This is a genomic window from Mesorhizobium sp. M7A.F.Ca.CA.001.08.2.1 (assembly GCF_003998455.1).
In the GTDB taxonomy this organism is placed as follows: Bacteria; Pseudomonadota; Alphaproteobacteria; order Rhizobiales; family Rhizobiaceae; genus Mesorhizobium; species Mesorhizobium ciceri.
This window is the reverse complement of sequence record NZ_RZPW01000425.1, coordinates 1-5,338: the sequence shown is the minus strand read 5'-3', so window position 1 is coordinate 5,338 and position 5,338 is coordinate 1. Positions and strand designations below refer to the sequence as shown.

General features: G+C 61.7%; 9 protein-coding genes and 1 pseudogene. 5 read left to right on the top strand and 5 right to left on the bottom strand.

The features are described 5' to 3' along the window. Nucleotides 1–534 (top strand): methylated-DNA--[protein]-cysteine S-methyltransferase (locus tag EN914_RS22700; RefSeq protein WP_164778852.1); only part of this gene is annotated, 534 nt, incomplete at its 5' end. Between the two features lie 30 nt (nucleotides 535–564). Here EN914_RS22700 and EN914_RS22695 read toward each other — a convergent pair. Genes EN914_RS22695 through EN914_RS22685 form a run of 3 tightly spaced genes read right to left on the bottom strand, consistent with a single transcriptional unit; the run spans nucleotide 565 to nucleotide 2,373 of the window. Further along, entirely contained in the window at nucleotides 565–1,053 is a 489-nt protein-coding gene (locus EN914_RS22695) for a nuclear transport factor 2 family protein (protein ID WP_024504139.1), read from the bottom strand. A gap of 26 nt (nucleotides 1,054–1,079) precedes the next feature. After that, entirely contained in the window at nucleotides 1,080–1,469 is a 390-nt protein-coding gene (locus EN914_RS22690; protein ID WP_013530093.1) for a nuclear transport factor 2 family protein, read from the bottom strand. Nucleotide 1,470: 1 nt separating this feature from the next. Then, nucleotides 1,471–2,373 (bottom strand): MBL fold metallo-hydrolase, encoded by a 903-nt coding sequence (locus tag EN914_RS22685; RefSeq protein ID WP_024504140.1) that lies wholly within the window; start codon nucleotides 2,371–2,373, stop codon nucleotides 1,471–1,473. 149 nt (nucleotides 2,374–2,522) lie between these two features. Between EN914_RS22685 and EN914_RS22680 the strand changes: the two genes are divergently transcribed. Beyond that, the gene (locus EN914_RS22680; RefSeq protein WP_024504141.1) at nucleotides 2,523–3,413 is read left to right on the top strand and encodes a LysR family transcriptional regulator; all 891 of its coding nucleotides are present in this window, start codon (nucleotides 2,523–2,525) and stop codon (nucleotides 3,411–3,413) included. A 26-nt stretch (nucleotides 3,414–3,439) separates the two neighbouring features. On the opposite strand, the gene EN914_RS22675 is transcribed toward EN914_RS22680, so the two are convergent. After that, nucleotides 3,440–3,769, bottom strand: a complete 330-nt coding sequence (locus tag EN914_RS22675; protein WP_024504142.1) for a hypothetical protein — start codon at nucleotides 3,767–3,769, stop codon at nucleotides 3,440–3,442. A gap of 274 nt (nucleotides 3,770–4,043) precedes the next feature. On the opposite strand from EN914_RS22675, the gene EN914_RS22670 reads away from it, so the two are divergent. The 3 genes and pseudogenes from EN914_RS22670 (at nucleotide 4,044) to EN914_RS39290 (ending at nucleotide 4,975) form a co-directional block, all read left to right on the top strand. Further along, entirely contained in the window at nucleotides 4,044–4,256 is a 213-nt protein-coding gene (locus EN914_RS22670; protein WP_010910991.1) for a cold-shock protein, read from the top strand. A gap of 271 nt (nucleotides 4,257–4,527) precedes the next feature. Further along, nucleotides 4,528–4,725, top strand: a complete 198-nt coding sequence (locus tag EN914_RS22665; protein ID WP_024504143.1) for a hypothetical protein — start codon at nucleotides 4,528–4,530, stop codon at nucleotides 4,723–4,725. Beyond that, nucleotides 4,722–4,975 (top strand): annotated as a pseudogene (locus EN914_RS39290) (type II toxin-antitoxin system RelE family toxin). Before EN914_RS22665 ends, EN914_RS39290 begins: the two are co-directional and overlap by 4 nt. Nucleotides 4,976–4,997: 22 nt before the next feature. Here the strand turns inward: EN914_RS39290 and EN914_RS22655 are convergent. Further along, the coding region (locus tag EN914_RS22655; RefSeq protein ID WP_206527224.1) for a glutathione binding-like protein at nucleotides 4,998–5,338 on the bottom strand (341 nt) is incomplete at its 5' end.

Sequence of the window (5,338 nt, the reverse complement as noted above, 5' to 3'; positions counted from 1 at the left end):
GTGTTAGAAACAGTGATCGGTTTCATGGGCATTGCCTGGAGCGAAAAGGGCCTGATCCGGCTCTGCCTGCCCGAACGCAGCCGCGAAGCGGTGGAACGGCGCCTGCTGCGTCACGGTGGCGTTTCCGCTTCCACGGCGCAGCCGCCATGGGTGGTCGAGCTGATCGCAGCGATCAAGGCCTATGCGGCGGGCGAGGATGTCGATTTCTCCGCCGTACCGGTCGATCTCGACGGCGTCGACGATTTCCGCCTCGCCATTTACGACGCGGCGCGAAAACTCTCCTTCGGCGAAACCACCACCTATGGTGAGCTGGCCAAGACCGCCGGCCATGCCGGGCTCGCCCGCGAAACCGGGGCCGCCCTTGGCGCCAATCCGGTGCCGCTGGTCATCCCTTGCCATCGCATCCTTGCCGCCGGCGGCAAGATCGGCGGCTTCTCGGCGCCGGGCGGCTCGGTCACCAAGGAGAAGATGCTGGCCATGGAAGGCGTGCGCGTCGGCCCGCCGCCCCCGGCGCAGGTATCGTTCGGGTTTTGAGCGGCGGCCGGCGCTGGCAGAAGGCCTGGATCAGTACATCGGTCGCTTATTGACCGGGTTGGCGGGCACCGGCTGCATCACGTCCCAATGCTCGGCGATCTTGCCGTTTTCAACGCGAAAAATGTCCACGATGACCGTCTCCGGCATGTTGCCTGCCTTCGGTTGAACGACCTGGGTCATGACGAGGTCGCCTTCGGCGATCACCCGCTTGAAGTCGACTTTTTGTTTTGGCCAATTGGCGACACCCATGCTTTCGAGAAGCTTTTTGACCGAGTCTCGGCCATCCGTCATCGTCGGGTTATGCTGAATGTAAGCCTCGGCCCAATAGCGGTCCAGCGCGGTAAGGTCATGGTCGCCGAACAGCGCCTGATAGGCTTTCAGGACAAGCGTCCTGTTTTTTTGAGTCAATTCATGCTGTTGCAGCACCTGCTTGACCGGCTTGGTGTTTCCCGCATGCGCCGCGGCCGTGAGGGCCGCGACCGCGAAAGCGGCCGCCGCGAAGGATTTAAGTTGCAGCACGGATGTCTCCCTCGGTTGCTTCGGTGTCAGGCCAGTGCGCGCGCAACGAGCACCGTATCGACATACTGCCGCATGCGGATGATCTTGCCGTCCCGCAGCTCGTAGAGATGAGCGAAGGGGGCAGTCATGGATTTTCCCGTCGCCTTATATGTACCGGAATACACGCCGAAGGCCGCCACCCGGTCGCCATCGGCAATGAAGCTGTGCACGTCGGCGTGGTATCCGATCCACTCCGAGCCGAGCCGCTTGAAGACCCCCTGCATCAGGGCCTCGATGCCGACATAGGTGCCGGCATAGGGGAATCCTTCCGCCTCGGTCCATTCGATGTCGGCGGAAAGAACGGCCAGCAGATTGCGGCCGTTCTCCTCGGAAGTTCCCTCGTAGGTTCCACGGATCAAATCGAGGTTCGTCGCCATATCAGCCCCACTTCATCTCGCCCTTGGCGACCTTGGATCCGACATCGAGGGCGACGCCCATACCGAGGCCGGGGAAGCGGGTCTCCATGGCGGCCTTCAACGCGGCGCTGTCTGCCGCCTTGTCCAGTTCTTCCTCGAAGGTGAGGAGATAGGACTTGGTGAACTCCACCGCCGAAGGACCGATCGCGGCATCGGGGGCCATGTGGCCGGGCACCACGACAGCGGGCTTGCGGGCGGCAATCGCGTCCAGCGTCTTGATCCAGGCGGCGCGGCTTTCCCTGGTCTGCGTGTCGGCGGTCCAGACGTGAACGCCCGAGAAGATCATCACCCCGCCGAAAACGGCATTGAGTGACGGCACGAACAGATAGCGGCGGTTGGCCAATCCTTCTTCCGCATTGACGATCTCTACAGTCTCGCCATCGACCGTCAGCGTTGCGCCGTCGAATGCCTCGGGGAGGACGATGTCGGAAAGCGCCTGCGGGCCATTTTCCTTCAGTTGCGGACCCCAGACGGCGAGCTTCTTCTCCACATTGCCCTTGATGGCTTCCAGCGTGGCGGAGGCAGCGATGACTTTTGCCTCAGGGAAGGCGTCCCGCACCGGCTTCAGGCCGAAGTAGTAATCGGGATCAGACTGAGTGACATAGATGGTGGTCAGCTTCTTGCCGGTGGCCTTGATGGCATCGGCGAGCGCCTTGCCGTCCGGATAGGTGAAGCCGCCGTCGATCAACAGGGCTTCGCTCGGCCCCGACAGCAGCACCGGCGCACGGAAGAAGCCGTTTGGACCCGCCGGGAAGTGTTTCCAGCCAAGCTTGGCGCCGGCGGCCTGGCCGCTGTCGATGGGCGCGAAAACGGCGGTTGCGCCGAGGGCCAATGAGGTCTTCATGATCTGTCTCCTCGTGAACATGGAATATCTCCGTTGAATGAAAGGGGATCGGGTGCGGCTACGGGCCCGCAGGGCGGACGGTAGACGGCACGGTAAGCCCTCTGGATTAATCAATAAATTGGCCGTAATAATACAAACTGTATGTTGAAAGCTTACAATGAGCCTTCGTGGTGGAATCGATAAACCTCAATCGCCTCGCCTATTTTGCCACCGTGGTCGACGCAGGTTCCTTTACCCGCGCGGCCGAGCGGCTTGGCATCACGAAAACAGTCGTCAGCCAACAAGTCGCTCGCCTCGAGGCTGAGCTGCGGACCACGCTTCTCGTGCGCACGACGCGAAGGGTCGAGCCGACGGAAGCAGGCCGTCTTCTGCATGCACGCTGCGTTCTGATCCTGCGGGATGTCGAAGAAGCGGTCGCCGAGGTTGGCGAGGCCAACGCCGAGGTGGCCGGTGTGCTGCGTGTTTCCGCGTCCAATGACTATGGCGCGATCGTGCTGGCCCCGATCGCCGCCCGCTTTCGCCAGAGATTTCCGGCCTGCGGCGTCGAACTGGTCATTTCCGATGCCATAATTGACTTGATCGGCAACAAGATCGACCTGTCCATCCGGGTTGGCTGGCTGGATGACTCCAGCCAGCAGGCGCGACGCATCGGCACCTTCCGGCAAATCCTGGTCGCGTCGCGGGATTTCGCGGCCGGGATCAGGGTGGACAAGCCGGAAGATCTTTCTTCCTTGCCGCTCGTTGCCAATGCCGTGCTTCGCAAGCCGTTCACCTGGAACTTCACCCGAGGCGATTCCGAGCCGCGCACCATCACCCTGCGCGAGGCGTTCTCCATCAACTCGACGCCCGCCGTACTGGAAGCGACGCTCGCCGGCGGCGGACTGGCAGTTCTGCCGGACTATCTGGTCGTCGACTATCTATCGCAGGGGCGCCTCGTCCACGTGCTCCCCGACTGGGCGCTGCCCTCCGGCGGCATTCACGTGGTCTATCCGGCGGCGCGCTTTCGCCCGCAAAAGGTGACGCAATTCGTATCCATGCTCACGGAGCATATCCGGGATTGAGAGCAATGGCTGCCGGTCGACAAGCGCTAGTTGTTATGGAAGAACCGCCGGCGGAAATGCCGGTCGTTGTCCGGCCGCTTGCAGTTGTAGACCGGGCAGGACTTTGTGTCGGCGCTCGGCACGTAGGCTCGTGTCCTCACCTCGCCCATGCTGCAGAATCGCTGGCTCTGCACATAGCGGTCGTAGAGCGACAGTCCCGGCACTCGCTTCGACTGGTAGCGCAGGATGACCGCCCCCTGCCGGGCGATCGTCGCCTGAACCTTGCCGCAGCTCATACGCGTCGGGTCGTAGCGCGAGATCGCCTGAGCCTGAGCGGCGACAAGCGTCAGGCAGGCGGCAAGCAGAATGGTTTTCATGGTCCTCTCCCTGATCCGCCGCCCAGGGACGTCGCGATCCGTCGTGACGCTCTCACGCGATTGGGGCGGCCATTGGGCAGCGCCCTGATCACGGCTTTCTCACACAGTCTTGTTTTTTGTGCGAAAGCAGCCTATATGCCTTCCATTGATATTTCGGCCGATCGATCCGGGCCTCGCGATAATCGCGTTTGCTGACGTCTATCTCCAAAATCTCGATGCACACCGGCTGGACCTCGGTCCGGTCAATCTAAAGCAAATGTGAAGGACTATCTAAATGGCAACTGGAACGGTCAAGTGGTTCAACGCCACCAAGGGCTTCGGCTTCATTCAGCCTGACGCGGGCGGCGCGGACGTATTCGTCCACATCTCCGCTGTCGAGCGTGCTGGACTGTCGACCCTGGTCGAAGGCCAGAAGATCAACTTCGAGATCGAGCAGGACCGCCGCACTGGCAAGTCGTCCGCTGGATCTCTGAGCAAGGCAGCCTGATTTTGCGATAGCGCGCGCCGGGCGAGAGTTCGGGGCGCGCGGCAAGTCACGGATGTACTGACAGTCGCGCGAGAAGCGCGCTGGAGCGGAAAGACCCGACAAGCTGGATCAGCAGATAGCTGCCAGCCCGGACCGGACGCTCCCGATCAGGCTACCAAGCATGGGAAGGCGGGATTTATCCCGCCTTTTTTGCTGTCTGGGTTAGGTGGCGCAGCCCGCACTATGGTTCCAACTTGTGGTACTTTTAGCCCAGTAGTGGTACCATTCGGCCATGACCAAACTTGAGCAGATCGAAAAATCCGTCGCCGAACTGAGCCCCGAGGAACTGAAGGCGTTTGCCGCCTGGTTCGAGGCGCTCCAGGCAGATATGTGGGACCGGCAGATGGAAGCCGACGCGAAGACGGGCCGTTTGGACAGGCTTGCCGAACAGGCGCTGGCTGACCATCGCGCTGGTCGGACGCGGCTGTGAACCACGTCGCCTCTCCATCGTTCTGGGAGGCTTATGAAAAACTGCCATCGTCAATCAGAGCAAAGGCGGACAGGCGTTTTGCCCGACTGCGTTCGATCCTTTTCATCCCTCACTGCATTTCAAACAGGTCGGTCGCTATTGGTCGGCGCGAGTTGACGAAAACTATCGGGCTGTTGCCATACGCAACAATGAAGATGTGATCTGGTTCTGGGTCGGCACCCACGCCGACTACGACCATTTGTTGAAATAGCCCCTCCTTCAGGAGGAGAAGGCTACCCCACCCACTCGATCGGCACATGCCCCGGATCCGCTTCCACGCGGCCAAGCCATGCCGACACCGCCGGATAGGCGTCGAGCTGGAAACCGCCCTGCTCCGCCGTATGCGTATAGGCATAGAGCGCGATGTCGGCGACGCTGAGCGCGCTGCCGGCGAAGAAGGCATTGTTTTCCAGATGCCTGTTCATCACGCCGAGCGCCTTGTTGCCGCGCTCCAGCGTCACCGCCAGCCGCTCCGGGGTCGCATCCCCAGCACGTTCGGGAAAGGTCAGCAGCGCCTTGCGCACGGCGATGTAGGGCTCGTGGCTGTATTGTTCGAAGAAAAGCCATTGATACG

Excerpts from the sequence above, each read along its gene's own strand:
- EN914_RS22690 (WP_013530093.1), bottom strand. The coding sequence starts at position 1,469 with ATGGCGACGAACCTCGATTTGATCCGTGGAACCTACGAGGGAACTTCC.
- EN914_RS22685 (WP_024504140.1), bottom strand. The coding sequence starts at position 2,373 with ATGTTCACGAGGAGACAGATCATGAAGACCTCATTGGCCCTCGGCGCA.
- EN914_RS22675 (WP_024504142.1), bottom strand. The coding sequence starts at position 3,769 with ATGAAAACCATTCTGCTTGCCGCCTGCCTGACGCTTGTCGCCGCTCAG.
- EN914_RS22670 (WP_010910991.1), top strand. The coding sequence starts at position 4,044 with ATGGCAACTGGAACGGTCAAGTGGTTCAACGCCACCAAGGGCTTCGGC.
- EN914_RS22665 (WP_024504143.1), top strand. The coding sequence starts at position 4,528 with ATGACCAAACTTGAGCAGATCGAAAAATCCGTCGCCGAACTGAGCCCC.